This window comes from Pseudomonas sp. UBA3149, assembly GCF_002364655.1.
In the GTDB taxonomy this organism is placed as follows: domain Bacteria; phylum Pseudomonadota; class Gammaproteobacteria; order Pseudomonadales; family Pseudomonadaceae; genus Chryseomonas; species Chryseomonas luteola.
Genome location: NZ_DEYV01000040.1, coordinates 1 through 25,683, shown reverse-complemented (window position 1 = coordinate 25,683; position 25,683 = coordinate 1). Strand labels below are relative to the sequence as shown.

Below are 25,683 nucleotides of genomic sequence, written 5' to 3'. Positions count from 1 at the left end.
TAGGAATAGATGACTATTGGAGCCTTTGATGAAGCCTGTACCCAAGCCGTTACATCAGCAAACGATTGTTATTACCGGCGCCACCAGCGGTATTGGTCTGGCAACTGCCCGAATGGCTGCTCAAAAGGGCGCGAAGCTGGTACTGGTCTCACGTGATGAAGCTGCTCTGCATTCCCTTCAGCATGAGCTCAGTCAGCAGTGGGGCGCACAGGCTATTCATATTGCAGCCGATGTACGCAATCGAGCGGATCTGGAGCAAGTGGCAAAAAGAGCAGTCGAGCGGTTTGATGGGTTTGATACCTGGGTCAACAATGCAGGCACGCTGGTATGGGGACGACTGTGGGAGGTAAGTGAGGCCGACCTCAAAAAAGTGTTTGAAACGAACTTCTGGGGCGTGGTCAATGGATCACTAGTGGCTGTCGAGCACTTTAGGCAGCGGGAAGGTGGAACCCTGATCAATCTGGGGAGTGCCTTATCGGAAGCCGTTGCTCCCCTGCAAGGTATCTACACCGCCAGCAAACATGCCGTCAAAGCCTTCACGGATGCTTTGCGCATAGAACTTCGCCACGACAATGTGCCTGTAGCCGTAACCTTGATCAGGCCCTCCTCAACAAACACGCCCATTAACGACAGGGCCAAGAATTACCTGGCCCATACGCCTCACTTGCCAGCCCCGACCTATGTCCCGGAAACCGTCGCCCGGGCAATCCTGCGCGCCGCTGAACGGCCCAAGCGGGATGTGTACATCGGGAACAGCAAGCTCATAACTCGGGCGGCTCAACTGACGCCACGGTTATTTGACTGGATAGCTATAAAGACGCTGTTCGCAGCTCAGCAGAGTAAAACAGCCGATGCTTTCCCGTCAGATGCGTTGTACGAACCTGTCACTAGTGGCTCTACAAGGGGACGTAATCCCGGTCCCATGTTTCGCCACAGTCTGTATGCCCAGGCCAGCCAGCAGCCTGCCAAGACAGCGGCTTTGGCTGGCGCGGTGGGATTGGCTCTTTATAGTGGTTGGCGGCTTATCAGGGCCTGCAAGGCTGAGTGATCGCCAACGACTGCTCGTTAATTGGAGACTGGCGCACAGATTTTGTGTGCGCCAGCCAGGTATGAGCAGGAAAAGCCTAAATTTTAGGAATGTTACGAAATATTTTTAGGATTACGTTGTCAGTGCAGCAGCAAAATCCCGGACGTGTGATATCTGCTCCGGGAGACTTATACGGGAGCCGGTAAGCCCGTGCTGTGGTATCGAGTCCGAAGCCTGCTGTGTCTTGACTAAATGCCTTGTGTTTCTTGCAAGCGATCGGGCTTGGTATGGATGTAATTTTTCTAGGAAAGAAACATGAAGAAGACCGTAATTATCCTTCTCATCACCGTTGCGAGTTTTCTTCTCGGCTTTCTGCGTGATCTGTTGATCGCCAAGGAGTTCGGGCTTAGCTGGGAAACGGATCTCATCTTCGTTGCGATGATCCTGCCGCTGTTCTTCGAGAATTTTTTCGGTCTCGCGTTACGCGATGCCATGATTCCCTACCTGCAACGCATACGATCAGAAAGTGAGGATCAGTTCATCCTGTCCAGTCGGTGGCTCTACTGGCGAGTCATGCTTTTTGGTCTTCTGGTTTCATTGTGTGCAGCCCTGGGCAGCCCTTGGGTACTCAAGGCACTGGCGCCTGGCTGGACGGCTGATCAGGTCAATGCGGGACTGCTAGTATTTTCCGTAGGCGCCTTCCTGATTTTCGTACAGGCCATCCTGTATTGTCAGGGAGCACTGCTGAGTCTTGACCGGATCTTCATCCTGCCGATGGCGCGTACGGTATCGATGAACCTAGGTGCCATCATTGGCATTTATGCGTTCTATCCCAGCGGAATCTACCTGTTTGCAGGCATGCTGATTCCGCAGGTGATACTGATTTTTATCCAGCATCAGCGAATTGGTTATTTGACTGGCCGAGCAGTAAAAGGAAAGCTGGAAAGTCGAGGCTTCGAATTTGTGCTGACGTTTGCGCCCGTGCTGGTGGCCGCAGGTGCACAGCAAGGATGCATGCTAGCTGAGCGCTTCTTCGCTTCCTTCCTGGCTGAAGGGACGATCAGTATGCTCTCGTTCTCTTATCGCATCGTTACCATCCCGCTTACACTTTATGCGCTGTCGGTTCTGGCTGTCATGTTTCCAGACATGGCGAAAAGCTGGGCAGATTCCGAGCACGATCGTTTCAATGCTGTATCCCGCAAGGCCTCACTGGCAACGTTGCTGTTCCTGGTGCCTGCCTCGGTGGTACTGATCGCTTTCCCTGAGCCTGTAGTCAAGGTCTTGCTTGAGCGCGGTGCATTTGGCGCGGCCCAGACACAGGCTACGGCTTCCCTGGTGGTGGCTTACGCTATTGGCCTGCCTTGGATGGGACTCGCTCTGATCTGGGGACGTGCCTTGCTGGCTCAGCAAAGGGGGCGTGCATTTCTCATCATAACCTTGGTCAGTTCCGCTCTGACGGTGCTGCTGGATGCTGTGTTGTACAAGATCTACGGTGCCAATGGCCTTGCGTATTCACTGTCGATTGGCTTTTTCGTGCAAGCGCTATGCATGGCCTATTTCCTTTATCAAGCATCACCCAAGGGATTAAGCGTTGCAGTGCTTGCCCGTTGGACGGCTGCTGCCCTGGCCGTTACGTTTGCCACGCTGTATGTAAGCCCTCAGCCTGACGGGTTTGTAGAGTTGGTGGTCTATATAGTGGCCTTGCTGCTGTGCCTGCTGGTCTGTCTGGTCGTTCTGGGTGAGCGTGACCTATTCAAGCGCTCGTACTGGACCGCTGTAAAAACAGCCTAAATCTGACAGGTTAGCTGAGGGACCAGCTAACCTGCGAATTCCTTATCAGTCACTGTCTTGCAATCGTCACAATTTTAAATTTATTCGCTATTTAAATTAAGAATTTGATTTAGGCTGGTTATAGCGCTTTAGACTTAATTTAAAGTGCTTTGCGAGCTTGTGCGGGCAGTAGTTTGATCTAGAGCATTAATTAATCCACTGGAATTATAAGGATTAATTCCATTAGATAAATTGGCGCTTTCTTTTTGACAGTAATTTTTTGAAATAAAACAAGTAACTAGGAACTTTTTAAACTAGCTTTGTGTCCTACAGCACGATTGTGAACGCGTTATGTCTGTAGGCAATCGCCAAGGCCTTGCTGCCAACTAATTCAAACTCCTAGTTACGACATATGCAGCGCTTTCTCTTCTGTTCGCTGCATACCTACCACTTCTGAAAGGATTCGTTCGTATGTCCAACCTCCAAGTAAAACGTGTCGGCGTTGTCGGAACAGGCATGATTTCCCGCTGCTTTGTAAGGTTGATTGCAAAGCATTATAAAGACCTGGTTATTTCCAAGGTCTTTACTCGCCGTAGCCTGAACACCATTTCGGATTTTCCACTTCCTGAGTGCCTGACCAATTCGCTGGATGAGGTATTGGACAATTCCGACCTTATCGTTGAATGCAGTGGTGATGTCTACCACGGTACAGAGGTCATCGAGCGCGCCTTTCAGGCAGGTTTGCAGGTGGTGACCATCAATGCTGAACTGCAGGTCACCACAGGCTCCTATCTGGCCGGAAAAGGCTTCCTGACAGAGGCTGAAGGAGATCAGCCGGGTTCGTTGGCTGCCTTGCATGAAGATGCCATACAGATGGGCTTCAAACCCCTCGTATACGGCAACATGAAGGGCTATCTGAACCTGGACCCTAAGCCGGAAGACATGGCGTACTGGGCCAAGCGGCAGGGTATCAGTATCGATCAGACAACCTCGTTTACCGATGGCACCAAGGTGCAGATTGAACAGGTAGTCGTAGGCAACGGCTTTGGCGCTACTATTACGCGTCAGGGTCTGGAAGGCCTCAAGTCCACCAACCTGAACGAGACGGCCAACGTGCTGGCTCAGATGGCTGAGCAGCTAGGTCAGCCTATCGTCGACTATGTCGTACCGAGCGGTTATCCGGCTGGCGGCGTGTTTGTGGTGTGCCGCCATGATGAAGATCAGGCACCTGCGATCGAATACTTCAAGTTGGGCGCTGGTCCTTACTATGTGCTCGTTCGTCCTTACCATCTCTGCTCGTTGGAGGTCGGCAAGACGATTCGTCGTGTGGTCGCGGGTGGTGGCGTTTTGCTGAACAACTCGACGACTCCCACATTGAGTGTCGCTGCTGTCGTTAAGAACCCGATGAAGGCAGGTGACATCATCGAACGTGGTATTGGTGGCTTCCAGGTGCGCGGTGAGGCCGTCAAGATTGCGGAAAACCCTGATCATCTACCGATCGGCTTGCTGAAGCATTCCGTCCTCAAACGTGCTGTTGCGCCGGGCCAGGTGATTACGTTTGATGACATCGAACTTGTGCCTAGCCGTGCATTGGACATTGTTATTGAACAACATCGAGCCGTTATTCAGGCACAAATGCCGGGCCTGTTGAATACCAACGAACCTCGTAAAGCATTTCCTTTCGGCAAGGGGCTTGATGAAGGTTTTGGAACTATCCCAGTCGTTTAATTAAGCGCTGAGGAAACCCTGTAATGCGGCAAGCATTACAGGGTTTTTTATTGTCTGCGCTTTTACAGTAGTTAGAGGCGGACACATGTCTGCTTAATAAATTACTACTGGTTTTGGTTTGTTAAAGCCCGAAGCAGCGGCTTGGTAAATTATAAGATGCTCTCAAATTCTGTTTATCGGGTTAAAGATATATGCTGGCTTAAAGGCAATAAAAAACCGGCTGTAATAGAGCCGGTTTTTATAAGGATGGAAAGAGATCAGATTGAGCCGTTAGGCAGAGCTTCCGCGGTAGCTTCTTTCTTGCGGGTCAAGCGTTTGCCTATCGCTACGCCTTTGAGTTCTATGTACTGGTAGGTATACCGGGAAACCAGTACTACGGTAATAAGCTGTGCCAAGACAACCAGATCATCCGTTACAGCGCCACCAGTCGTGATGTACTTGATCAGATCTGCCGGAGTGTCATGCGACGGCAGCATCGTTGTAAGTTCTTTGCCTGTTACTTTGGACAATACGATAGCAGCACTTTTGAATATATAAAGAATGGCTGCGTGAGTCATGTAGATTGAAAAAGACAGGTTACCCAACTTTACAAAGTATTCACCTTGCAGAATGCGTGAGACAGAACCTTTTTCGAACGAGAAGACCAGAATCAGGCAGCAGAACAATACGCTTGCAATAATACCCTTGTACTCAAGGTGAGAGATGATAACAGCATAGGTAATGCCAACGCTGAGTACTTCAAGCACCGTAAAGCTTAATGCGCTGAGTTGAAAATCCTTGATCTTGGTAAAGATGACATACGTGCAGGCGCCGGCAAAAAAGCAGGAGCAGCCTCTGAAGATGCCCGTTTTAAGAGGCGACTCCGGCAGGCACAGGACAACGAACGAGAGCAGGGAAATTAGCGCAAAGATCTTGAGATGGCCTCTGCGAGCCAGAATCAGAATAGCCCCAAAGAGGAGGTACATGTAGTACTCAATACTAATGCTCCAGGAGGGGTAATTGAATGAGCCTGTAATGGTGTTATTGAGCCAGGCCTGAACCAGCAGGAGATTAGGGAGAAACTCGTGAGGCGCCGTTGCGCCGGAAAAGGCACCGTCATTGAAGTGCAGGCCTTTACGCTCAGCCAGGTACTTTCCGCATTCCAGCGCTACATAGACGCCAAGCATGGTGAGATGCAGGGGATAGAGGCGCAGGGTTCTATTGATGAAAAAGTTCTTGTAGTCGGTGAGACTGGAAAGTCTATGACCATAGGTGTGGTAGAGGACAAAGCCGCTAAGCACAAAAAAGAATTCGACAAAAAGGTAAGCGTTGGTAAACAGGCTCATTTCCGCAAAGCTGTTCACAACGTACGTATGAAAAAGAACAACAGCCAAAGCACAAAGGCCACGAAAGCTATCGAGTACGGTAAATCTTCTCATCAGACTGTCTCGTCCTTACCAGTCATAGTCGATATTCATACTTCGGTAAAAGCCGGATGGCCTTTACTTTCCTTGAAGTAAGCTGCGGCCTAGAGCGAAGTGGCGACCCCGCAGGCGTACCGGAAAGCAGCCTGTTTGACGGCGTGGTCACAGCTATCTAGAAGAGGTTATTTCAAGGTAACAAAAACGAACGTTACGAAGTGATGAATAGAACTCATTGCTTGCGTTTCACGAGGCGGTACAACGTCAATCAATCAGATATGCGACACCGCTAGAATTATTAGGTTAGCCACCTAAGCGTTAGCCTGACTCTTTGATCACTTTGGCCTAGCAAGTTCAGCCGGAAGGGTAAAAAGGCGAAATATTTTTTCGCAATTGAAAGGTTGTTTTTTATGAGTTTTTCGATTTGCCTGGAAATGATGCTTTCCGTTGAGTAAGGCAACCGACAGTGACCCGCCGGCTGCTGTCGAGTTACAGCATGCGCACTTTGAAAGAGCGTCCCTTTATTTTGCCCTCGCTTAACCGCTTCAGGGCCTGACGTGCTGTGTCACGCTCGATGGCAACATAGGCCTGATAGTCATGAACGGTGATCTTTCCGACCTTGTCTCCGGGAATACCTGCTTCACCTGTCAAAGCGCCCAGGACGTCGCCAGGTCTGACTTTTTCCTTACGGCCGCCAGCAATGCAGAGCGTGACCGTGGGAGGTACCAAAGGAGCAGGGTTCTCCAGCGTCAGCATATCGATGGACTGCCAATTCAGCGGGGCCTTTTGTTTGTCCTCAATGGCTTGCGCGCGACCGGCCTCTGCAGGTGCTACCAGGGAGAAGGCCATGCCGGTTTCGCCAGCCCGGCCGCTTCGGCCGATTCGATGAATGTGGATATCGGCATCACGGGACAGCTCCACATTGATGACAGCTTCAAGGCCGGCGATATCGATTCCACGGGCAGCCACGTCAGTTGCTACCAGAACCGTGCAACTGCGATTGGCAAACTGTACAAGAACCTGATCGCGGTCGCGCTGCTCCATATCCCCGTGCAAGGCCAGCGCGGAGACCTTGTTCGCCTTCAGGTAGTCGACAACCTCCTGGCATTGCTGGCGCGTATGACAGAACGCAACGCAAGACTGAGGCCGAAAATGCTGAAGTAGCTGAAGAACCGCCTGAAGTCGCTGGCGCGGGTCTATTTCATAGAAACGTTGCTCGATACGGGTATCATCATGTAACGCTTCGACCTTGATGGTCTTGGGGTTGCGTAGAAAGTTACTCGCTAGCTGTTCGATGCCTGAGGGGTAGGTCGCAGAAAACAACAGGGTTTGGCGTCGTGTCGGGGTCTGGCCAAGGATGTCGGCGATAGCATCATGAAAGCCCATATCCAGCATCCGGTCCGCTTCATCGAGTACAGCGACATTCAGGCCTTCAAGAGAAAGCGTCCCTTTGCGCAGATGCTCCTGAATACGGCCCGGTGTTCCAACGATCACATGAGCGCCGTGTTCGAGCGAAGCGATTTGTGGTCCGAAAGGGACCCCGCCACATAATGTCAGCACCTTGATGTTGTCGGCTGATCGCGCCAGCCTGCGTATTTCCTGAGCGACCTGATCTGCCAGCTCACGTGTAGGGCAGAGTACCAGTGCCTGACAGCCGAAATATCGGGTATTAAGGCCATTCAGCAGACCCAGGCCAAAGGCGGCCGTCTTACCCGAGCCGGTCTTGGCCTGGGCGATAAGGTCTTCCCCTTTCAGGATAACCGGCAAGCTCAGGGCCTGGATGGGGGTCATCTGCTGATAACCCAGCGACTCCAGGTTGCCGAGCAGTGCATCGGAAAGTGAAAGGGTGGTAAAGGAGGTAGCGGTCACGGAGGGCCTGCAGCATGCAAAATAAAACGTGCAGTGTAACAGGCCGCTCGATGGGGGCTATCGCGGTTGGTCGCAAGAGATAGCCGTCAGGCGTGTCCGCTGGTGGCCGTTTCCCGCAGGGCGGCAACCTGCTGCGGCAGTTGATCCATATGGCTGATCAGCGCTGTCACGCCCAGGCGTCTAAGTGTTTCACCGTGCTCGGGAGGAATGTGGCTTGCACCTGTAAAACCGATCACACGCATGCCGGCAGCCAGCGCTGCGCGAACGCCCGTGGCGCTGTCCTCGATCACCAGGCAGTTTTCCGGTGATACACCCATGGTACGGGCAGCCAGCAGATAGACATCGGGTGCCGGCTTGGGATGCTCCACCATGTCCGCGCTGAAGATATGACCGGCAACGCGCTCGGTCAGTCCTGCACGCGCCACGGAGGATACTACACTGTGGCGTTGACTGTTTGAGGCAACGGCCAGTGGCAGGTCAATGCGCTCGAGAGCCTCTTTGACACCGGGTATGGGCTCGACTTGCGTTGCAATTAGCTGCTCGGCGCGAGTACGAATATCCTTGTGAATGCCTTCAGGGAGGGTAATGCCAAAGCGCTCTTCAACCCGCTGGATAATATCGCGCGTTGTCAGTCCGAACGTACCCTCAAGCAGTTTTTCGAGCTCCGTCCTGGGGGCATGACGGCTCAACTCGTCCATGACTATGCGCTCCGACAGGATTTCACTGTCGACAAGTACGCCATCACAGTCGCTGATGAGTAGTTCGATCACGTGTGGTTTCATCAAAGACGTCCTTAGTGCGGCTGACCAGTATGGCCGCAGACAAGAGGAGGGGACACTGAGCCTGTCTGGATGACAGGTCGTTTGCAAACAGCGCTCCGCTGATCATTGGCTTGCGCTGCTGGGTTGCCTGCCACGTTGTACATGAGACAGGAGACAAATTATTAAAAGTGAGGCTAGGGTAATGGGCAAAAGGCACTGCCTCGACGTAGTGTAATCGCTTCTGCCTTGTTCATGGATTGTGTCTCCACGCGGAGACAGGACTCTCGGCTGTGAAAAACAGGCCGTAATGGCTCTGGAACCGCCTCATTAGAAGGGCTTGCACAGAAAAAGTTTTGCAGCCGCGAGCGTTAGGGCCTTTTGGTGTGGAGCCTTGGGATGAGCCATGATGCGCCGTGCGTATCGGCTTGCAAGCCGGCAGAATTGATTGGAGATGCAACACGGTTGGCGGCGCTGCACAGGACGCAGCTTTTGGATACGCCACCGGAAGAGGGATTTGACCGGCTGACCGCCATGGCGGCTCGCCTGTTGGGCGTGCCCATCGCGTTTATATCACTGGTGGATGACCGACGTGCCTTTTTAAAAAGTCAGTATGGCCTGCCGGATTTTCTGGCCAGTCACTGGGAGCGATCGGCCTATGCGCTGGGTGAATGTATCCTGGCTGAAAGGGTGCCGCTGATTATCGATGCTGCTGCACAGCATCCTGTGGCTGCATCTTTGACGATGCTTCCCATTGGAACAGGTGCCTTTTTAGCCGTGCCGCTCAAGGACAGTGATGAAGAGCTGCTTGGCTATTTTGCTGTTGCCGATCAGTGTTCCCGACTCTGGTGTCCCCGCGATTTGGAGCTTTTGAGCGAGCTGGCCTACTCAGCGACACGTGAAATCAAACTGCGTCTGGCGGTTCAGGAGGTGCGTCAGCATGCCCGGTGCGCCCGTATTGCCGTTCGGGCGCGTGAAGAGCTGCTGGCGGTCGTGGCGCACGATCTGCGAACGCCTTTATCGGTGTTGACCATGGCGTTCAGCCTGTTCGACGGGATCACCTTGAATGAGCGGCAGCGCGAAGTGGTCAGCCATGCACAAAAAGCCAGTGGTCATATGGGCAAGCTGATCGATGAGCTGCTTGAAATCTCTCAGATGGAGCAAAGCCAGCTGGAGCTTCGGCTCGCCTTGCTCGATCCGCACAAGCTCCTGGAAGACGCCGTTGCGATGCTGCAGCCGTTGGCCGAGCGGAGCGGCATACGCTTGCTGACGTCCTGTGAGCAGGAGCTGCCAGTCATCAAGGGGGATTACGAACGCCTGCTGCGCGTCTTTTCCAATCTGGTGAGCAATTCCGTGAAGTTCAGTCAGCCCGGCTCGACGGTCTGGGTATCGGTCGTTCGTGAGGCGCAGGGGGTGCGCTTTACGGTCAGTGACAACGGGCCCGGTATTGCCGAAAGCGATCTGCCATTTATTTTTGATCGCTACTGGCAGGTTAAAAAGCGTGAACACCAGGGGGTTGGCCTGGGGCTGGCAATCGTGAAAACCATTGTCGAGGCGCATGGCGGTACGATCCAGGCCAGCAGTACTTTGGGTGAAGGCAGCGATTTCTGTTTTCATCTACCGCTGGCGTAAAGCCGTCTTAGAGACTACATACTTAAGAAGATCCTGTTCATTGCATTGTCATGCCGGTAGGGAGGCTCTATGCGTGTCCTCACCTTTTGTTGCCTGGCTTTGACCTGGTCGTGCTCGCTCCTGGCCTGGGCCAGCCCTCCACTTCGACTGGTTGGAAACCACTGGGAGCCGTATGTCATGACTTCGCCGGTCGGCCGGGGCCTGGCCGTAGATATCGTCAGGACGGCCCTTGGCCGCTCCGGATACGAGACAACGTTTCGTGAGGAGCCCTGGGAGCGGGTGCTGTATGGCATACAAAATGGCTCCCATGATGTAATTGTCGACATCTGGTACGCGCCCGAGCGAGAGCGCCTGGGGCAGTTTTCCAAACCCTTCCTGGCAAACTGCCTACGCTTTATCGCATTGAAAACGCGCGCGATTACCTTTTCCACGCTGGAGGATTTAAGGCCGTACCGGTTGGCCGTCGTACGGGGATATGCCTATTCGAAAGAGTTCGATCAGGATCGAACCCTGGACAAGATCGCGGTTGCCGATTTCGAGCAGGCTTTAAGAATGCTGTTGGCGGGACGTGTCGATCTGGCAATCGAAGAGGAGCATGTGGCCAGGCGTGTGATTGAGCGCGTGGTCAGTGCTCAATCGTCCCGGCTTCAGTTTCTGGACAAGCCGCTGGCGGAAAAAGGCCTGCATATGTTGGTATCGGAAGATCATCCTGAGCAGGAAAAAATCATTGCGCAGTTTGACGATACGATCGAGCGGATGAAGACAGATGGTACCTATGCCGACATTTTTGCCCGCTACGACCTGGTGTGGCCGCCAATTCAGCAGGTCAGTGACATAGCGTCATGCCACGCCCGCTGCGCTTTGCCTGATAAAGACGCTGGTCGGCCACGTGAAGTGCCGGCTCCAGCGCCTGGGTCTGCAGGTTGGCAACCCCGGCACTAAAGGACAGCAGGGGTGCGTTAGGCAGGTAATTGAGCCAGGTGCAGAGTTTGCGGAAGATATCCAGGCGTCTGGCCAGCTCCTGTTCGCTTGACTGGCTCACCAGTGCAAATTCCTCTCCGCCCAGGCGGCCAATGATGTCTTGCGGAAAATGTGTTCGCAGGGCATGGGCAAACGCTATCAAGGCGGTGTCGCCACCGGCATGTCCCATCTGATCGTTGATGTTCTTGAAGAAATCAATATCCAGCAGGGCAATACTAATGGGTTGTGACTGGGCTTGCGCCAGGCTGATGTGCAGCTCGGCTTTTTCCTGAAAGGCTCGCCGGTTCAGGAGGTTGGTTAGTGAGTCGTAGCGGGCTGCCTGTTGCAGTGCCCTTAGCAGGTCGCGTCGCTCGAGCATGGCCATGACGCGGCAGTTGAGTTCTGCCGGGCAGAAGGGTTTGCGTAGGAAGTCGTCGGCGCCGTGCTTGATGAAGCGTGCGCTAAGGATGCCCTGTGGATCAGCCGAAACCCCCAGGATCAGCAGGTCGTGCCGTTTGAGCTGCTGACGCAGGCGCTTGACTAGCTCGAAGCCCAACAGGCCGGGCATGTCATGGTCCAGGATCAGCAGGTCGATGTCGTTTTGGGCCTGAAGCACCTTGAGCGTCTCGTTCCCATCCATACTTTGCTGCAGCTGAAATAGCTGAGAGGAGAGCACCCGACACATGTAGTGCCGCGAGACAGACGAGTCCTCTGCAACCAGTATCTTGACATTCTGGTTCTGGACCAGCCGATGCAGGAGGCGCAGCACATAGTCATAGGAGTACTGGCTCTCCTTGATAATGTAGTCCACAACGCCCTTGTTGATGAGCTCATCGCGATGGCGCTCGTCGTAGCGGCCGGTCAGGACAATGCAGGGTACCTTGTGGGAAAGGATGACATCCACGACCTCGCCGTTGGGCGAGTCGGGCAGGTTCAGGTCGGCTATGGCAGCAAAGAACTGACCGGGGCTGGTCTCCAGAAGAAGTTCAGCCTCGGCCAGCGATGCGCAGAATACCGGTTCGAACAAGGGCTCCTGTCGAAAGAGGTGCGACAAAAGCTTGAGGACCAGTTGGCTATCTTCTACGACCAGAATATTACGCACGAAATGGATTCCCGAAGTGGTGCTCATCAAGCATGGCATATGTCCAAAAACACGTTTATTTAGTGTTTCTATAGACATGTCATGCCAGGAGAAGTAAACCTAATGACGGCATTGATTATGCCGTTGATCGCATCTGAGGTACCGGTTATCCCGTTTGCGACAGGCGGCTTTCGTGTAATCGCTTTCGTAATAAATTTATCGTAGAGTTCAAACCACTGTGTTTGCTTGGGTCGCTGTTGATCGTGACCTGAGGCGGTAGGTTTCCACGTGGCCCCGTCCTGCTCGATTGGTGTTTCTCCTTGCAACGCAGTCCCTGGCGAATGGTCTGATGGCGCATCGTTCAGGGCATTAAAAGCTTTAATAACAAAACCCGATTTACCAAGGAGCAACATCTTCATGTCGAATCGTCAGAACGGCACCGTCAAGTGGTTCAACGAAACCAAAGGCTATGGCTTCATTACTCCTGAAAGCGGTCCCGACGTTTTCGTTCACTTCCGTGCCATCGAAGGCAATGGTTTTAAGACCCTGGCAGAAGGCCAGCGCGTCAGCTTCGAAGTTGTGCAGGGCCAGAAAGGCATGCAGGCTGAGCACGTTCAGGTGGTCTGACCGCTGAGCGCCGAAGCAAAAAACCCGAGAATGCTCTCGGGTTTTTTATGCCTGCTGAATCATCAGGCCTCTGCGCTCTGCGGGCTCTTTTCCGGCTCCTCGACGCGATGCGAAGGCGCCTTGCGGTCAGGATTGCCCGGAAGCTGCCCGAAAATTGCGGCAGCCAGAATAGAGAGCAGCCCAACGCTGAGGTAGGTGGCATGGAAGGCGGACAGCACATCGGTATCTGCGTAATCATCCTTGAACCCACCCAGCAAGGCAGCGGCGCAGGCGACGCCAAAGCTCATCGACAGCTGCATGACCACGGACAGAAGACTGTTGCCGCTACTGGCCTGCTCATCGCGTAGATCGATCAGCGTCACGGTGTTCATGGCGGTGAACTGCATCGAGTTGACGGCGCCCAGAAGACCCAGGTGAATCAGCAACAGTGGATAAGGCGTCTCCGTGGTGATCAGGCTCAGGCTGGCGATCATGCAGCCCAGTAAAATGGTGTTTCCGATCAGTAATCGGCGATAGCCCAGGCGGTCGATGATCGGCTTGGCGATGGGCTTGACCAGCATTGCCGACAGCGCAAGCGGAATCATGGTCATACCTGCCTTGGCCGGTGGAAAATTCATGCCCACTTGAAGCAGCAGAGGCGTCAGAAAGGGCAGCGCGCCACTGCCCAGGCGGGCAAACAGGTTACCAAATATGCCAACGGCAAAGCTGCGGGTGCGAAACAGTTGCGGCGAGAAGAGCGGACGCTCGATACGTAAGGCTCGCAGCCAGTAGGCGATCATGCAGGCGAGGCCGCCCACCAGCAGCAGAACCACCCGGGCATGGGGCATATGAAGCTCGCCCAAACCCTCCAGGGCAACCGATATCAGGATCATTGCCGCGCCAAACAGCAGGAATCCAAACCCGTCGAAGCGCATGGGAATGGGGCTGCGCAGGTCAGGCATCAGTTTTGAGGTGACATAACAGCCCAACAAGCCTACCGGCAGGTTGATCAGAAAGATCCAGTGCCAGGAGGTTGCTTCCACTAGCCAGCCGCCTAGGGTAGGGCCGGTCAGCGGGCCGATCAGACCCGGCACGGTGACGAAGCTGAGTATTCGCACCAACTCGGTACGAGGATAAGCCCGCAGGATGACGAGCCGCCCGACTGGCAGCATCAGCGAGCCCCCCAGACCTTGAATGACGCGGGCGGCGATCAACAAGGGGAGCGAGGGGGACAATGCACATAACAGTGAGCCAAAAGTGAACAAAGCGATGGCGCTGAAAAAGACCCGCCGTGTTCCGAAGCGATCGGCGATCCAGCCTGAGGCCGGAATCAGCAGCGCGACCGTCAGCATGTAGGCGATCACGACGCCCTGCATGCGCAACGGATCTTCATTGAGATCATGTGCCATGCTGGGAAGTGCAGTATTGAGGATCGTGGCGTCGAGCGATTGCATGAAGAATGCAATGGCAACCAGCCAGGGCAAATAGCGAGCGGTACGGGCATCGAGTAGCGAAGCGGACATGAGTGATCGTACTTCCTTTGTGGCCAAAGGGTTGGAACGCAGGACGCCTCAAGCGTTCTGCCCATGTCGCGAAGGGAAATGCCTGAACACCTGGTGGGCCGCCTGACGATGCAGGCGACCCACCAGGGTTGTCAACGGGAGGTGTCGATCTGGCTGACAGGCTTGATGGGACTGATCAACTGTAGTTGCTGACGGTACTCATCCGTGATCTGGCTCGCCTGACTGTTGCTGGTGATCACACGTGGCGTGATCAGAACGATCAGCTCCGTACGGTTCTTGCTGCGCGTGGTGTTGCCAAAGAGCCAATGCAGGCCTGGAATACGCCCCAGGTATGGCACGCTGTTGTCGCTTTCCGCGTCGTTCTGCTGGATCAAGCCACCCAACAGGACAGTCTGGCCACTTTGTACAGCGACCTGCGTCGTGACGGCGCGTGTCGAAATCGACGGGTTGCCGTTGCTGTCCGTACGGGTTCCGGTATCACTGCTGACCTGCTGCTGGATATCCATATAGACAAGGCCGCCCGGATTGATACGGGGCACAACATCAAGAATGACACCCGTCTGGATGTACTGAACGCTGTTGAAGGTCAGATCGCTCGTTGTGTTGACCGAGGTCTGGCTGATCGGGATATTGTCACCCACCTGGATCTGGGCTTCCTGGTTGTTCATGACCACCAGCGAGGGTGCAGAAAGCACACGCGTATTGCCGTTGGTCTCGAGCGCATGCAGTGCAACCTGCAGGTTGTTGCTGACAAACGAGTAGAAGAGGGCATCGGTACTGCCGAGTCCTGCGCCGCCTCGTCCCAGCGCTCCTTGGCTGCCGGATGCGTTCACTACACTGTTGGTCACGTTGCCGTTCGAGTCGGTGACCGGTGAATTACCGGCCAGCCGCCCCAGGTACCATTGCACACCCAGGCTCAGGCTGCCGGTCAGGCTGACTTCAAGAATACGGGTTTCGATCTGGACCTGCATTGGAGGATTGTCCAGGCGGCGAATGGCCGATTGGATCTCATTCCATTGCGAGGGCCGTGCACGAATCAGGAGCTGGTTGCTGCTCTTCTGCGCAGTGATCCGGACGCCCATATCGTTATTGCCGTTCTGACCATTGGCACTGTTTGAGCTGCTGTCTTCACTGTCGTTGTCCGAGCCAGTACCCGTGCCGTTTCCACGAGTGCTACCCAAACCGCCGCCCGTGCCGTTGTTGCCTCCGATACCGCTGTTGCTGTTCAGGCCGCCACCAATACCGTTGCTCAGGCCCTGGCTGCTACCGATGGTGTTGCCACTCGTACTGTTGCCGCCGATACCGTTGCCAAAGCCATTGCTGGTCGACAGGGTGGTGGTACGCAAACCCGGCGCGACTTTGGCTTCCGGCTCTTCATTAACGGCCTCGTTGCTATAGATCTGACGCAGATACCGCGAGAGGTCGGTCGCTTTCATGTTGCGTACGTCGTACACATACATCTGCGGCTCGTTGCCGCCGCCCTTATCGATGGTCTCGATCCACTGACGAACTTCGTTCAGATATTCAGGCTGTGAAGAAATGGCCACCACCGCATTGGTGCGTTCGATCGGCAGGAAGCGGAGCATACCGGCCAGCGGGGTGCCGCTCTGCGGGCCGAACAGGCGATCCAGCTCCGGCATCAGCTCTGCCACACTGGCGCGCTGCAGGCCAAAGACACCGATAGACATGCCCTTCAACCAGTTCACATCAAAGGTATTGATGGTTCGCTGGTAATTGGCAAGCTCGTCGGGCGTACCAGCCAGCGCGATGACATTGCGCGAGGGGTCCACCAGCAGGAAAGCATTTTCACGGGCAAAGGGCTTGAGCAGCTTCTGCATTTCCGTGGCGGAGATGTAGTCCAGCTGGAACAGGCGGGCAGACAGGCCACTGCCTGGCTCCGGCATCTGTAGCGCAGGCACCATGCGGCCTGCTACGGCCTGGTTGGCTGGTACAACCATGTAGCGATCGCCTTCACGCACCAGGGCGTTATTGGTCCAGGATAGCAACGTCTCCAGGATCGACAGGGCTTCGGTTTTTGCAACGGGCTTGGACGTGGAGAATGTGACCTCGCCCTTTACGTCCTGCGCGATGGTGTAGTTCACCTGAAGCAGATCGCCCAGGATACTGTTGATTACTGCTCGAATCGGCTGGTTGTTGAAGTTGAATACCACACCGCCGTCCGGCGCCGCTGACGGCTTGGCGGCAGGTGTCACTCGACTGTTGATGAAGCGGTTATCACCACGAATGATCTGACTGCGGGCCGGTGTACGGGGGTTATCGCCCGTTTCGGCCGAGCTGGGAACATTGGGCGAGGGCTCTCTTACCAAGGGGCGTTGGCTGCCTGTTCCGGCCAGACCTTCACGCAGCAGGGCATCGTCCTGCTGCGTATCGGTGGCCGGTGAGATACAACCTGCCAGCAAGGTGGCGGTGGCCATGCAGGCCAAGGGGTAACGCAAGGTCACGATTGTAGTGCTCCTGATAATAGGGGGCGGCCGCGTCGGCCACTGAATCCGGGTTCCGTATCAATCTTCGCTATCGGAGTCGTCATCCTCTTCCGGGGACGTTTCCGTGGTAGAGCTGGGCGCATCGGCGGCTGGGGCCGACACGCCGTCGAGAGGTGCCTTTTCGATCACGAGCGGCAAGCTTTGCTGACGATCACCGGAGACAAATACCGCCTTGTTGGCAGCCACGGACTCCAGCTTCCAGCCGTTGGGCAGTGCCTTGCCCCGGGTAACGCTGAGCGCCTTGCCTGAGTTGTCCTTGAGCAGGGCCAGCTGCAGCGAGTCGGTCAGGATAATGCCGGTCAGCACATAGCCTGTAAGGTAAGTCGGCTGACCCGGCGCGGCCATTTTCTGATCAGACTGGCGGTCCGGACTGAACAAGGGCTGCTGCCAGGTGTTGGCATAGGCATCCAGGGGCGGTGCGTTCGGCAGCTCCGGCGACCTGACGGTTGCAGGTGAGTGCTGTGCTTCAAGGGGAGGCAGCCATTGTACGTTACGGCCAATGCCCAGCGCGAACAGGACCAGAAGCGCGGCCGATAGTCCCGTAATCAGGACGAGCCAGGGGGTGAGGCGACGCTGATCAGCGGCGTTCATGTCGGGTCATCCGAATCCGTGTTTTCGTTATCGTCCATACCGGCTTTACGCTGCATGTAGCCAGTGACAAGCATCTGGACTTCAAGCCTGCCGGCACCACCCTTGGGCGGAGCATCCTCATGACGCTCGACGCGAAGCTCCTCTACGAAAAGGAAAGGGCGCTCGTTTTCAATGTCGTACAGGATGGCTTCCAGCGGCTCGATGGCGCAGCTGAGGTTGAAGCTGACCTTGACCTGGGCATAGGGCTCATCGCCAGGGTTGCCGGCGATGGGCGTGCGGTTGAGCAATTCACAGCCGGCGCCGTCCAGCTTGTGCGACTCGATCAGTTCAGCCGTATGTTGCATCAGGTTGGCTGCTACGGCGCTGGGGTCGTCACCGGGCAGCAGGCTGTCACTCCCAGCGTTTCGCTCCTGTGCGGTTTCGAGCTGGCGCTGCAAGGGGTCACGCTGGGCCTGCAGCGCGGCATACCGACGCTGGGTCTGACGGAGCTGCTCCATTTCGTCGTTCATGGCCTGCTGGGGCGCGACGAACCACCATTCCAGACAAATCCAGTACAGCACATACAACGCGAACGCCAGAACGGCCAGCGCGGCGATGCGACTTTCACGGGGTGTCAGTGACCGGCGCATTGCTGGCTTCCTCCCGACGCAGGTGGGCGAGCAGGTAGAAGCGCTCTTTCTTGGTGTTTTCGTCTGGCTGGATGACGCCTTGGAACTGCGCACCGGTAAGCGAGTGACAATTCTTCATCTCGCCAATCAAGGCGCCAGCCTTCTGGCTTTGGCCGGCCAGATTGACCTGTCCGTCTCCTTCAACGGACAGCTCCGTCAGCCAGGTGTCTTTGGGCAGGCACTGAGTCAGCTCGCTAAGCATCACGCTCAGCGGTGGAGTACCCGCCTTACGCTCCGTCAGGTAGCGAGTGGCGCCCAGGCCATTCTGTATCTGCTGGCGCAGGCTTTCGATCTCCTGGGCGCCGGCACGAAGCTGGCTGACCTCATGACGCATGGCTTCGAGCGCAACGGCGCGGTTATACAACCAGACCTGCATGGCTGCGAATGTCAAAGCGATAGCCAGGACTGCAAGACCAATGTTCAGCTGACGCCTCGGATTCTTGCGAAGCTGACGGCGTTCGGATGGCAACAGGTTAATACCCAGGCGCCCCCCTTCAGGCTGTTGCACATCGATCTCGTCGGGACGAATGCCCTGCGCCTGCAGGCGCTCCAGTAATAGGTCGAGGCGATCCTTCAGTACGGTGGCAACCGTCACACGGAGCGGCTGCTTGGGCTGGCTTGGCCAGCGGCGGACCGCATAATAGACCTGACTGGCCTTAAAAGGGGTATGGCGATCCATCTCGAAGGCGACAGCCGCCATGACGTCCTGGGCTGCGCCAGCCGGTAGATTGATAGTTCTGACCAGCGCCTGCCGAGGCGATAACAGCAGAACGCAGCGTTCTGTACCCAGCGAATCGGCGCTGGTTAATGGATGCTCGCCCTCCGCCGAGTGAAGCCAGGCTTCTTCATTGTCCCAGCGGATGATCTGTTCATGTTCGCTTCGCTCGAACAGGCTGCGTAGGCGAGAGGGCAGGCAGGCCCGAAGTTCGGTAAACCACCAGTTGAAGAAGCGGGGGAATACGGAGGCGTGCCATTGCGCCTGAAAGGCATTCACGGCAGGGCGCAGGCTATTGGGCCATTCCAGTCGAATTGTTTTCATTCTTGCCAGCGCAGCACGCGGTAAGGTTGCATGTTGCTATCCGTTGGGTTGAGTAAAAGGGTCACGTTCAAGGCAGAGCGGAAACCATTGTCCAGTTCAGCCTGGCTATACACACTCAATACCTGCCCTGGATCTTCTCCCTCCAGGGAAATGATGTTCTTCTGGCCCATGGCTTGGCGTATGGGTGGCGCTGCAAAGCTCACAACCGGCTGATCGTACCCGCTCCAGACGGTGATGTAGGGCTCCAGGCGAGTAAACATCGCATTGTCCATGCCGGGGAGTTGAATCAATTCCTCCAAGGTTCGCATGGGCGTCGGATCCGTCCCGTTCTGACGGGCTTGCAAGGCTGCCGCGACTTGCTTCGCTTGTCCAGCCGGAACGCCCAACGCAGTCGCCACTTTGATGAACAAGGCGGATGAGGTGCTGTTAAGATCCAGCTTTCCCAGCTCGCTGCGCACTTGAATGGTCAGGCGCATGCGGTCGAATTCGAGTTGATAGGGGCGGCCATCCGCAACCCAGCGCTGCTCTCGTTGAAGGCCTGTCAGATGCTGGACAGCCAGGGCCAGACCTGCTTCCGCCGCAAGATGCGCCCTGGCATCCTGAAGCTGATGGACGCTCTGTTTGTTTTCCAGGCGTACTGCGGTTACGACGCCGGCCATGACCAGACTGAGCAGTGCCAGTGCCCATAGCGTAATGAGCAGCGCTACCCCGTGCTGCCGCTTCACTGCAGAGACCCCATGCTGTTTGAGTTGCCCAGGTCGAGGCGTACGGCGACCTGTAGAGGTGGCCAGGCAATGGGGCCATCGGCCGTCAGGTCAACCCTGACCCGCTGGGGCAGGTGCTGCGGCCAGGGCCATCGCGGCAGCCAGTCCGTAGGTCGTCCGTTCTGGTCAAGGCCGCTATAGGAAAAGCGCAGGTTTCTGACCTGCCGCAACAAACGCTGGGGATCTCCCCAGGATTCGGTGCGGTTGTTTCCAACAATCTTGGCGAAGTCGACCTGTAGCCATTGGTCTCGGCTGTCACCGGCCAGGCGGAGCGTCTGGATATGAATGCCGCCGCCGAGATGTGAAGGCAGCGTTGCGATAAAGCGCATCTCCTGTGGCTCGCCGATAAACACCATTCCCTGCCCGGTGGGGGTGCGCTGGATCGACAGTGGAAGGGCTTGCTGCAGTTCGCGACGTAAAAAATTCTGTGTAGAGCGCAGTTCATCTAGTCGGGCGCTGTACTGCTCGCTGCGAGCCAATGTCCGATTGGCGCTGATGAGGGCAGAACCGATCAGGACCAGCAGGATACCCAGCAGGCTGATAGCCAGCAGGACTTCCAGCAAGGTGAAGCCGCGCATTGAGGCTTTCATTGCGAGACCTCGGATACACCCTGCAACCTTAATGTGCTGAAGCGCTCCTGATGCCGACCCGCCGTCAATGACAAGTCCAGGCGATACAGCTGACTGGTCGTCGCTGTGCCCGCTTTGCTGATATCCAGCTTCCAGCGTGTACCGTCAGGCAATGAACCCTGGCTGGAGCCTGGCTTCAGAGGACGATGGACCGTGTCGTCCAGTAGCGAGCGGGCTGTCAAGGCCATCTGGGTCGCTCGGCTGTCCTTCAGCAAGGCATGGGTGGCTTGGCCAATGCCTCCCATCAATACGAAAAAGGTGACGGCGAGCAATGCCACGGCTGCCAGCAATTCCAGCAAGGTAAAGCCACCCTCTGAACGGGGCCTGCGCTGTCCCGTCACGGGTTTACCTCTTGCCATTTGACGGTGCCGGTCAGCCAGGTGATATCGACGCGCCAGGCACGTCCATCCTTTTCTAGCCTGACATTTCCACCGGTTGAGCTGCCATCTGGAAAGAAGGCGATGGCGGTCCTGCGACCTGTACTCAGGTCAGCCGCTGTGGTTACCCGCATGCGCATGCCCTTGGGCAGCGACTGAGGACGCCGGCCGGGTTGTTGGTATCGCTGGTTGGCAAGATCGAAATTCAGTGTGGTGGTCTGGCCGGTTGTGATGGCCTGGGTGCGTACGGCACGCAGTGCCAGGGTCAGGTCACGACCGGCCTCGCGGGATCGAACACTGTCGAGTCCGCGGGTAACGCCAAAGGAGACCAGGGTCAGACCAATGGCGACCAGGATGATGACAACGATCAGCTCAAGAAGTGTAAAGCCGCGCTGCGATGTCCGACCCTGTAAGCGCATACCGTTCGAGACGGTGCGTAGGGCACGGGTACAGGAGGACTGGCGCGGCATGACACTCTTTATTCCCAGTTGCCAACGTCGGCGTTGTAGCCTTCGCCGCCTGGCTGTCCGTCCTGACCATAAAAGATCAGGTCAAACGAACCGTGCTGACCGGGCGAGCGATAGCCGAATTCATGGCCGAACGGGTCCTGCAGGTCCGAGGGCTTGGCATAAGGGCCATTCCAGTTACGAGCGTTGGCTGGCTTGGTAGTGAGTTGTTGCAGATTCTTGGGCGGTGCGCCGACATCCAGGGCATAGTTTTCGATCTTCATGCTCAGGCTGGCCAGCTGAGCCTTGCCAGCGCCGTACTTGCCTTTATCGACGTTACCACCGACCTGGCGGACCACAATGGTAGCCACGATACCAAGCAGTACGATGACAGCCAGCATTTCAAGCAGGGTAAAACCGCCGCTGCGGTGGGGGAGGGAGCGCATTTTTCTAGTCATAAACAAGGCTCGTTACGGTTAGATGTTACTGGTGAGGCTCATCAGCGGGAGCATGATGGCCAACATGATGAAGGCCACAAGTACGGCCATGACGATGGTCAGGCTGGGTACCAATGCCGCAAGAAGTCGATCGATACCACGTTTGGCTTCGGCATCAAAGACGTCGGCGACTTTGATCAGCATGGTATCGAGCTGGCCGGATTCTTCGCCGACCTGAATCATTTGCAGTGATAGCTGTGGCAGCAGCTTGCTGGTGCTGAGCGCAGCGGCCAGGGAGCCGCCGTCCTTAACCTGGTCGGCTGCCTGCGAAACGGCGCCCTGCAAGGCATGATTGGAACAAACCTGACGACCGATCGAAAGCGCCGTCAACAATGGAACGCCGTTGGTCAATAGGGTACCCAGCGTTCTGGCCAGTCGTGCTGTTTCCAAGCGCTGTACAAGCGGTCCCATCATCCGAATACTCAGCATCCGGCGATCCCAGCGGATACGGCGTTCCGGATCACGAAGGCGGGCGCCGGTGAACCAGATGAGCGCAACCAGAACCGCCAGCAGCAACAGGCCATATTGCGAAAGAAACTGGCCCATCCAGAGTACGGACTGTGTCATGAACGGTACAGGAACGCCTAAATCAGCAAAGATCGGCACAAATTGTGGTACGACATACGCCATCAGCAAGGCCAGTGAGCCGAGCACACCAACGACCAGGAAGGCGGGGTAGATCAGGGCGTTGATCACTTCGCCACGCAAGGCCTGCGAGCGCTCGAGGTATTGAGCGAGCTGCGCCAGGGTTTCCTCCAGTGAGCCGCCGGCTTCGCCTGCACGGACCATGCTGATGTAGAGCTGCGAAAATTGTCCGCCTTCTTCGGAGAGCGCGGCGGAAAGCGGCTTGCCGCCCTTGACGCGCTCACGGATACGCTCGATCAGTCGGCGGGATTTATCTTCGGTTGGCTGGCTGAGCAAAATATTCAAGGCGCGATCGAGCGGCTGCCCTGCACCCAGGAGTGTGGCCAGCTGCTGGGTAAACTGGGCAAGTCCGGCCCCGCTTAACGGGTCTCGATTGAACCAGACACGCCAACCCTGCGAGGCATTGCCTTGCGCGGGCGTGACCTGCAGGACCAGAAGTCCACGATCCTGCAACTGGCTGACAGCTTCATCCTGGCCGGCGGCTTCCAGATGGCCGGTAACGGACTCACCGGCCGCATCCAGTGCGCGATAGCGAAACTGGGCCATGCTCAGTCTCCGCTCGTCACACGCAGGACCTCTTCCAAGGTAGTCGTACCTGCCAGCGCCTGGCGCAACCCGTCTTCGTACAGGGTATACATGCCTTCTGCGCGAGCGGCCTGTTCCAGTGTCGCGGCATCGGCGCGCTGCATGAGCAGGCTGCGGAGCGTATCGCTCATGACCAGCAGTTCGCTGATGGCACTACGACCACGGTAGCCCTCATTGGGCGGCAAGTCGCGACGTGGCCTGTACAGGCGGATCGGGCGTTCATCCGTGTATTTTTCGAGTTCATATTCCCTGATAACTTCCGGAAGCGGCTCATAGGCTTCTGACAACGCTGGATCCAGGCGGCGCACCAGGCGCTGGGCCAGAATGCCATTGATTGTAGAAGCTAGCAGATAGTCTTCCACTCCCATGTCCAAAAGACGCGTGATGCTGCCCGCCGCACTGTTGGTATGCAGTGTCGAAAGCACCAGGTGACCGGTCAGGGAAGACTGAATGGCGATACGGCAGGTTTCCAGATCGCGCATTTCGCCGATCATGATGACATCCGGGTCCTGGCGCACGATGGAGCGCAGGGCGCCGGCGAAATCCAAGCCAATGGACGGCTTTACCTGGATCTGATTGATGCCCTCGATCTGGTATTCGACCGGGTCTTCTACGGTAATGATCTTGCGCTCGGCGGTGTTCAGGCGCGACAGCGCGGTATACAGCGTGGTGGTCTTACCCGAACCAGTAGGGCCGGTGACCAGCAGAATACCGTGGGGTCGCTCCAGCACGCTCAGGAAGTTGTCCAGTGACTTGCCGGCAAAGCCCAGGGTGTCAAAATCGAAACTCACCGATTCGCGATCGAGCAGACGCATTACCACCGACTCGCCAAAGCTGGTCGGAACAGTGGATACCCGCAGGTCCAGTTCTTTGCCCTGGATACGCAGCATGATGCGGCCATCCTGGGGGAGACGACGCTCGGCAATGTCGAGCTTGGCCATGATCTTGACGCGCGAGATCACCGCGGCCGTGGAGCTGGAGGGCGGTGCTTCAGACTCATGCAGTACGCCATCGATGCGATAACGTACCTTGAGCCGATTCTCGAAGGGCTCAATGTGGATATCCGAAGCGCGGTTTTCTACAGCGCGCTGGATAATCAGGTTCACCAGGCGAATCACAGGCGCTTCTGAGGCCAGATCCTTCAAGTGCTCGATGTCGTCTTCCGAGTTAGCCTGGGCGTCGAGGTTCTCCACGATGGTGCCCATGGCCGAGCGGCCCTGACCGTAATAACGCTCGATCAGGTTTTCGATGTCGCTGCGAAGTCCTATGGACAGCCGAGCCGCGCGGCCACAGGCGTACTCAAGCGCCTCGATGGCATAACGCTCGGCGGGATTGGCCACCAACAGATGGATCTGACCGTTACTGTCCTGCCCCAGCGGCACGATCTGATGCTGTTTTAGAAAGCGTGTGGAGACGTCGAGCGGGTCTTCCAGGATTTCTGGCGCATCGCTTTCCAGAACCAGCGGAACGTCCAGGAGTGATGCCCACGCATGCGCCATGTCTCGCTCGGATACCATGCCCAGGCGCAGCAGCAGATGGCTGAAGCTTTCTCCAGAGGAGGTTTCGTGAAGACGGCGGGCCCGCTCCAGATCGCCAGGCTTGAGCTTTCCCTGGCTGACCAGCCATTCGCATACGGCATCGTCACCCGGCTTGTGGGAATCCACAGACGTGAGCGGTGGCTCGCTCATAGGCACCGAGGGCAGCGAAGCGCTCTGGGAAGGGCTGCGTTCAGCCGTGGTCGACGAGGCGGGTTGGAGTAGGTTCATGGTTATAGGCGGTAGCGTAGAAAGCAGTGGGCGTTGGCTAAACGAGAAAACAAAGCCTAACGGATGATAATCGCACCGTTAAATGAACACTTAGTGTACAGATGGACGCTTAATAATACGTGTTTGCTGCTGTAACCCACCGAAATTGGCTGTGAGCCAAATCGCTTTTTAGCTGCAAAGTTACTTCTATTACCTGTTTTTAGCTGAACAAAAGCTGACAAAAGGGCAATAGGCGCTTCGTCGGTTTTGTCTCAGAAGGGCATGTCAACGGAGGGGGATATTGGCGAGCATCCAAGCCGCTCTGAATAGAATCTGAGCGCTTAGTCAGCCAATGTCGTTGTATTCGCAAGTCTCGAAGCTGGAGCTGGCCGAAAGCGCCTGCCTCATTTAACGGCAGGCGCTTGAACGCTGAGCAGTGATTATTTGGTGCTCAGGGCATTCGGGTTGGACACGCCGTCAGGACGTCCACCTTTGGTGTCCTGCTCCTGTTTGGCTTTCTGGGCGGCCTTGCTGTTGTGCTCCTGTTGCATCAGGCCGTTGGAGGTGCCGGACGCTTGAGTGGCAGTGGCTGAGTCTTCAGCCGCTAGGGCGCATCCTGTTACAGCAAAACCTGCTACCAGGCATAGGCTGGAAATAAACTTTTTCATTACGCTCTCACTCTTCAAATAAATATCTGCCTGAGTTAGGTAGATATATTTAGCTAATTTCTTCTGAAAGAAAAAATCAACTCTAAATTTTCGATTCTTGACTAAGTTCTAATCGATAGATTAAAGCCGAGAGTTTGGCTGGACATCATTTAAGGAAGGTCTGAAAAAGAC

24 protein-coding genes are annotated in these 25,683 nt (G+C 56.0%); 6 read left to right on the top strand and 18 right to left on the bottom strand.

All coding sequences use genetic code 11. The features are described 5' to 3' along the window. The first annotated feature begins 28 nt into the window (after nucleotides 1–28). The 3 genes from B3729_RS21900 to B3729_RS21890 all read left to right on the top strand — a co-directional run bounded on the left by B3729_RS21900 (nucleotide 29) and on the right by B3729_RS21890 (nucleotide 4,525). Nucleotides 29–1,048: an SDR family oxidoreductase gene (locus tag B3729_RS21900; protein WP_286788996.1), complete on the top strand. Its 1,020-nt coding sequence runs from the start codon at nucleotides 29–31 to the stop codon at nucleotides 1,046–1,048. Between the two features lie 294 nt (nucleotides 1,049–1,342). After that, a complete protein-coding gene (locus B3729_RS21895; RefSeq protein ID WP_286788995.1) occupies nucleotides 1,343–2,818 on the top strand; it encodes a lipid II flippase MurJ in 1,476 nt (491 codons plus the stop codon). A 495-nt stretch (nucleotides 2,819–3,313) separates the two neighbouring features. Continuing rightward, nucleotides 3,314–4,525 (top strand): NAD(P)-dependent oxidoreductase, encoded by a 1,212-nt coding sequence (locus B3729_RS21890; RefSeq protein WP_230382176.1) that lies wholly within the window; start codon nucleotides 3,314–3,316, stop codon nucleotides 4,523–4,525. A gap of 257 nt (nucleotides 4,526–4,782) precedes the next feature. On the opposite strand, the gene B3729_RS21885 is transcribed toward B3729_RS21890, so the two are convergent. The 3 genes from B3729_RS21885 to B3729_RS21875 form a co-directional block, all read right to left on the bottom strand. Continuing rightward, a complete protein-coding gene (locus B3729_RS21885) occupies nucleotides 4,783–5,943 on the bottom strand; it encodes an acyltransferase family protein (RefSeq protein WP_219651691.1) in 1,161 nt (386 codons plus the stop codon). Nucleotides 5,944–6,414: 471 nt separating this feature from the next. Beyond that, nucleotides 6,415–7,794, bottom strand: a complete 1,380-nt coding sequence (dbpA, locus tag B3729_RS21880; protein ID WP_286788994.1) for an ATP-dependent RNA helicase DbpA — start codon at nucleotides 7,792–7,794, stop codon at nucleotides 6,415–6,417. Nucleotides 7,795–7,880: 86 nt separating this feature from the next. Continuing rightward, on the bottom strand, nucleotides 7,881–8,576 hold the full coding sequence (locus B3729_RS21875) for an HAD family hydrolase (RefSeq protein WP_010796088.1): 696 nt from the start codon (nucleotides 8,574–8,576) through the stop codon (nucleotides 7,881–7,883). A gap of 375 nt (nucleotides 8,577–8,951) precedes the next feature. On the opposite strand from B3729_RS21875, the gene B3729_RS21870 reads away from it, so the two are divergent. Beyond that, complete coding sequence (locus B3729_RS21870) at nucleotides 8,952–10,184, top strand: sensor histidine kinase (RefSeq protein WP_286788993.1); 1,233 nt, start codon at nucleotides 8,952–8,954, stop codon at nucleotides 10,182–10,184. Nucleotides 10,185–10,253: 69 nt separating this feature from the next. Next, a complete protein-coding gene (locus B3729_RS21865) occupies nucleotides 10,254–11,126 on the top strand; it encodes a substrate-binding periplasmic protein (RefSeq protein ID WP_286788992.1) in 873 nt (290 codons plus the stop codon). On the opposite strand, the gene B3729_RS21860 is transcribed toward B3729_RS21865, so the two are convergent. Together B3729_RS21860 and B3729_RS21855 are read right to left on the bottom strand one after the other, a co-directional pair. Continuing rightward, the gene (locus B3729_RS21860; protein WP_286789042.1) at nucleotides 11,011–12,246 is read right to left on the bottom strand and encodes a GGDEF domain-containing response regulator; all 1,236 of its coding nucleotides are present in this window, start codon (nucleotides 12,244–12,246) and stop codon (nucleotides 11,011–11,013) included. The genes B3729_RS21865 and B3729_RS21860 overlap by 116 nt on opposite strands. Nucleotides 12,247–12,314: 68 nt before the next feature. Further along, the gene (locus B3729_RS21855) at nucleotides 12,315–12,644 is read right to left on the bottom strand and encodes a hypothetical protein (RefSeq protein ID WP_286788991.1); all 330 of its coding nucleotides are present in this window, start codon (nucleotides 12,642–12,644) and stop codon (nucleotides 12,315–12,317) included. On the opposite strand from B3729_RS21855, the gene B3729_RS21850 reads away from it, so the two are divergent. Further along, complete coding sequence (locus tag B3729_RS21850; protein WP_010796083.1) at nucleotides 12,643–12,852, top strand: cold-shock protein; 210 nt, start codon at nucleotides 12,643–12,645, stop codon at nucleotides 12,850–12,852. The genes B3729_RS21855 and B3729_RS21850 overlap by 2 nt on opposite strands. A gap of 62 nt (nucleotides 12,853–12,914) precedes the next feature. Here the strand turns inward: B3729_RS21850 and mdtD are convergent, their stop codons facing one another. From mdtD to B3729_RS21785, 13 genes are all read right to left on the bottom strand, one after another. Then, on the bottom strand, nucleotides 12,915–14,354 hold the full coding sequence (gene mdtD, locus B3729_RS21845; RefSeq protein ID WP_074827043.1) for a multidrug transporter subunit MdtD: 1,440 nt from the start codon (nucleotides 14,352–14,354) through the stop codon (nucleotides 12,915–12,917). A gap of 131 nt (nucleotides 14,355–14,485) precedes the next feature. Beyond that, nucleotides 14,486–16,789: a type II secretion system secretin GspD gene (gene gspD, locus B3729_RS21840; RefSeq protein WP_286789041.1), complete on the bottom strand. Its 2,304-nt coding sequence runs from the start codon at nucleotides 16,787–16,789 to the stop codon at nucleotides 14,486–14,488. 87 nt (nucleotides 16,790–16,876) lie between these two features. Further along, nucleotides 16,877–17,449 carry a hypothetical protein gene (locus tag B3729_RS21835; RefSeq protein WP_286788990.1) on the bottom strand — a complete coding sequence of 191 codons (573 nt, stop codon included), beginning with the start codon at nucleotides 17,447–17,449 and terminating at the stop codon, nucleotides 16,877–16,879. Continuing rightward, a complete protein-coding gene (gene gspM, locus B3729_RS21830) occupies nucleotides 17,446–18,078 on the bottom strand; it encodes a type II secretion system protein GspM (protein WP_286788989.1) in 633 nt (210 codons plus the stop codon). Before gspM ends, B3729_RS21835 begins: the two co-directional genes overlap by 4 nt. After that, nucleotides 18,053–19,156: a PilN domain-containing protein gene (locus B3729_RS21825; RefSeq protein WP_150348520.1), complete on the bottom strand. Its 1,104-nt coding sequence runs from the start codon at nucleotides 19,154–19,156 to the stop codon at nucleotides 18,053–18,055. The genes gspM and B3729_RS21825 overlap by 26 nt, the downstream gene beginning before the upstream one ends. After that, nucleotides 19,153–19,881: a type II secretion system protein GspK gene (locus B3729_RS21820; RefSeq protein ID WP_010796077.1), complete on the bottom strand. Its 729-nt coding sequence runs from the start codon at nucleotides 19,879–19,881 to the stop codon at nucleotides 19,153–19,155. Before B3729_RS21820 ends, B3729_RS21825 begins: the two co-directional genes overlap by 4 nt. Continuing rightward, nucleotides 19,878–20,510 carry a prepilin-type N-terminal cleavage/methylation domain-containing protein gene (locus B3729_RS21815; protein ID WP_219651679.1) on the bottom strand — a complete coding sequence of 211 codons (633 nt, stop codon included), beginning with the start codon at nucleotides 20,508–20,510 and terminating at the stop codon, nucleotides 19,878–19,880. The genes B3729_RS21820 and B3729_RS21815 overlap by 4 nt, the downstream gene beginning before the upstream one ends. Then, nucleotides 20,507–20,890 carry a prepilin-type N-terminal cleavage/methylation domain-containing protein gene (locus tag B3729_RS21810; RefSeq protein WP_197871332.1) on the bottom strand — a complete coding sequence of 128 codons (384 nt, stop codon included), beginning with the start codon at nucleotides 20,888–20,890 and terminating at the stop codon, nucleotides 20,507–20,509. The genes B3729_RS21815 and B3729_RS21810 overlap by 4 nt, the downstream gene beginning before the upstream one ends. Continuing rightward, nucleotides 20,887–21,396: a GspH/FimT family pseudopilin gene (locus B3729_RS21805; RefSeq protein ID WP_286788988.1), complete on the bottom strand. Its 510-nt coding sequence runs from the start codon at nucleotides 21,394–21,396 to the stop codon at nucleotides 20,887–20,889. Before B3729_RS21805 ends, B3729_RS21810 begins: the two co-directional genes overlap by 4 nt. An 8-nt stretch (nucleotides 21,397–21,404) precedes the next feature. Next, nucleotides 21,405–21,830, bottom strand: coding sequence for a type II secretion system major pseudopilin GspG (gspG, locus tag B3729_RS21800; RefSeq protein WP_010796073.1), 426 nt, complete (start codon nucleotides 21,828–21,830; stop codon nucleotides 21,405–21,407). A gap of 18 nt (nucleotides 21,831–21,848) precedes the next feature. Further along, the gene (gspF, locus tag B3729_RS21795; RefSeq protein ID WP_286788987.1) at nucleotides 21,849–23,060 is read right to left on the bottom strand and encodes a type II secretion system inner membrane protein GspF; all 1,212 of its coding nucleotides are present in this window, start codon (nucleotides 23,058–23,060) and stop codon (nucleotides 21,849–21,851) included. Between the two features lie 2 nt (nucleotides 23,061–23,062). Next, nucleotides 23,063–24,787, bottom strand: a complete 1,725-nt coding sequence (gene gspE, locus B3729_RS21790; RefSeq protein ID WP_286789040.1) for a type II secretion system ATPase GspE — start codon at nucleotides 24,785–24,787, stop codon at nucleotides 23,063–23,065. Between the two features lie 497 nt (nucleotides 24,788–25,284). Then, nucleotides 25,285–25,512, bottom strand: a complete 228-nt coding sequence (locus B3729_RS21785) for a hypothetical protein (protein ID WP_019367344.1) — start codon at nucleotides 25,510–25,512, stop codon at nucleotides 25,285–25,287. Nucleotides 25,513–25,683 lie beyond the last annotated feature (171 nt).

Bases quoted from the DNA above. Each gene is read 5' to 3' on its own strand.
- mdtD (WP_074827043.1), bottom strand. From the start codon at position 14,354: ATGTCCGCTTCGCTACTCGATGCCCGTACCGCTCGCTATTTGCCCTGG.
- B3729_RS21890 (WP_230382176.1), top strand. From the start codon at position 3,314: ATGATTTCCCGCTGCTTTGTAAGGTTGATTGCAAAGCATTATAAAGAC.
- B3729_RS21850 (WP_010796083.1), top strand. From the start codon at position 12,643: ATGTCGAATCGTCAGAACGGCACCGTCAAGTGGTTCAACGAAACCAAA.
- B3729_RS21855 (WP_286788991.1), bottom strand. From the start codon at position 12,644: ATGAAGATGTTGCTCCTTGGTAAATCGGGTTTTGTTATTAAAGCTTTT.
- B3729_RS21875 (WP_010796088.1), bottom strand. From the start codon at position 8,576: ATGAAACCACACGTGATCGAACTACTCATCAGCGACTGTGATGGCGTA.
- gspE (WP_286789040.1), bottom strand. From the start codon at position 24,787: ATGAGCGAGCCACCGCTCACGTCTGTGGATTCCCACAAGCCGGGTGAC.
- gspG (WP_010796073.1), bottom strand. From the start codon at position 21,830: ATGACTAGAAAAATGCGCTCCCTCCCCCACCGCAGCGGCGGTTTTACC.
- B3729_RS21825 (WP_150348520.1), bottom strand. From the start codon at position 19,156: ATGAAAACAATTCGACTGGAATGGCCCAATAGCCTGCGCCCTGCCGTG.
- gspM (WP_286788989.1), bottom strand. From the start codon at position 18,078: ATGCGCCGGTCACTGACACCCCGTGAAAGTCGCATCGCCGCGCTGGCC.
- B3729_RS21885 (WP_219651691.1), bottom strand. From the start codon at position 5,943: ATGAGAAGATTTACCGTACTCGATAGCTTTCGTGGCCTTTGTGCTTTG.
- B3729_RS21865 (WP_286788992.1), top strand. From the start codon at position 10,254: ATGCGTGTCCTCACCTTTTGTTGCCTGGCTTTGACCTGGTCGTGCTCG.
- B3729_RS21805 (WP_286788988.1), bottom strand. From the start codon at position 21,396: ATGCCGCGCCAGTCCTCCTGTACCCGTGCCCTACGCACCGTCTCGAAC.
- B3729_RS21835 (WP_286788990.1), bottom strand. From the start codon at position 17,449: ATGAACGCCGCTGATCAGCGTCGCCTCACCCCCTGGCTCGTCCTGATT.
- B3729_RS21900 (WP_286788996.1), top strand. From the start codon at position 29: ATGAAGCCTGTACCCAAGCCGTTACATCAGCAAACGATTGTTATTACC.
- B3729_RS21785 (WP_019367344.1), bottom strand. From the start codon at position 25,512: ATGAAAAAGTTTATTTCCAGCCTATGCCTGGTAGCAGGTTTTGCTGTA.
- B3729_RS21870 (WP_286788993.1), top strand. From the start codon at position 8,952: ATGAGCCATGATGCGCCGTGCGTATCGGCTTGCAAGCCGGCAGAATTG.
- gspD (WP_286789041.1), bottom strand. From the start codon at position 16,789: ATGGCCACCGCCACCTTGCTGGCAGGTTGTATCTCACCGGCCACCGAT.
- gspF (WP_286788987.1), bottom strand. From the start codon at position 23,060: ATGGCCCAGTTTCGCTATCGCGCACTGGATGCGGCCGGTGAGTCCGTT.
- B3729_RS21895 (WP_286788995.1), top strand. From the start codon at position 1,343: ATGAAGAAGACCGTAATTATCCTTCTCATCACCGTTGCGAGTTTTCTT.
- B3729_RS21815 (WP_219651679.1), bottom strand. From the start codon at position 20,510: ATGAAAGCCTCAATGCGCGGCTTCACCTTGCTGGAAGTCCTGCTGGCT.